1 protein-coding gene is annotated in these 1282 nt (G+C 53.6%); it reads right to left on the reverse strand.

The annotated features are described in order from the left end of the window. Positions 1 to 21 precede the first annotated feature (21 nt). Positions 22 to 1200 (reverse strand): integrase core domain-containing protein, encoded by a 1179-nt coding sequence (locus AEQ67_RS31460; RefSeq protein ID WP_059407642.1) that lies wholly within the window; start codon positions 1198 to 1200, stop codon positions 22 to 24. Between the last annotated feature and the right edge of the window lie 82 nt (positions 1201 to 1282).

Genomic DNA, 1282 nt, shown 5'->3' on the forward strand with positions numbered 1-1282 from the left:
GTGTAGAAACGGATACATCCTTTACAAACGAAACCGGGGACATCCTTTACGTTTCTGTTGGCTTGAAAGGCGGCTTTCGCCGCTTTTCAACCTGCCTAAAAGGTAGTTGCAGAGGTAAATATCCCACACATCATCGTCTACCTCCTTGAGTCCTAACGCTTCACCTGCCAGCGATTCACTGACGAAAATCATCTTGCCCTTCCATTTCATCGACCCATTCTGCCTGACCATGCGAATTGTCATATCCGAAGCATAATCGGCCTCAGGCACTCGTCCATCGTACTGGCGTTGCGACGGCTCATAGAGGTCCGCAGGGACCTTCATCTCTAAAGCCTTGTGAGGTCTTACGTAATTGAACTCCTGTCGAAACTGTTCAAATGCCAACTGCTGTTCCACCAGATTACGTTCCGGGGCATGAAGCAATGCAGCCTTGAGCGTTCGATGCATACGTTCATGACGACCATTCTGGTCAGGCCGTCCCGGCTGGATTCGCTCCGGGTGGATCCCTAGACGTATCCACCAAGCCGCCAGACTGGATATGCGTGAAATGCCGGTGGAGGCAAAGGGGGAACCGTTATCCGTGCGGATTACATCAGGCAAGCCGTACTCCCGAAACGCCCAGTCAAATCCTTCGCGGGCACCGGCAACGCTGCTTTGCGCTCTGCACAGCAATAGAAATCGACTGACATGATCGGTAATTGTCAGTGGGTAACACCGTTGGCCGTTCTGAAGCGCGAAGTCACCTTTGAAGTCCGCTGCCCATGTCTGATTAGGCGCAGTGGCGTCACGCAGCGGATTTTTTCCTGCTGGCGGGCGATTGAGGAAGCGGCGTTTTTGCACCAGACCTGCTCGCTTGAGCCATTCGCCCGCCGTGCTAACAGTTGGCCAAGACAATTCGGGATGATCGATCCTGAGGTTATGCACCACCTTCTCAGGCCCCCAGCTGTGGTGCTGGCGCTTATACGCGATGAGCAACTCAAGCACCTGGTCGCTGATTTTGAAAGGGCTCGTATGCGGACGTCGTGACAGCTCCTTTAGCCCATCAATGCCTTGGGCCTCGTAGCGTGCAAGCCATTTATCCAAAGTAGGTCGGCTGAGCCCGTAGTGACGGGCCAGCTCGCTTTTGGAGTAGCTGCCTTGCAGCCAGTCGCCTATGAGTTTGATTCGTTGATCCATTGGGGACTCTCGATTCCAGGGCATGGTCAGGCACCTCCTGACCGTATTTCATACCTGTAAACGATGTCTCCGGTTTAAAACGTAAAGGATGTCTCCGGTTTCTACC

It is taken from the genome of Pseudomonas sp. RIT-PI-q (assembly GCF_001297125.1).
In the GTDB taxonomy this organism is placed as follows: Bacteria; Pseudomonadota; Gammaproteobacteria; order Pseudomonadales; family Pseudomonadaceae; genus Aquipseudomonas.

Coding starts and splice junctions, on each gene's coding strand:
- AEQ67_RS31460 (WP_059407642.1), bottom strand. CDS start 1,200: ATGCCCTGGAATCGAGAGTCCCCAATGGATCAACGAATCAAACTCATA.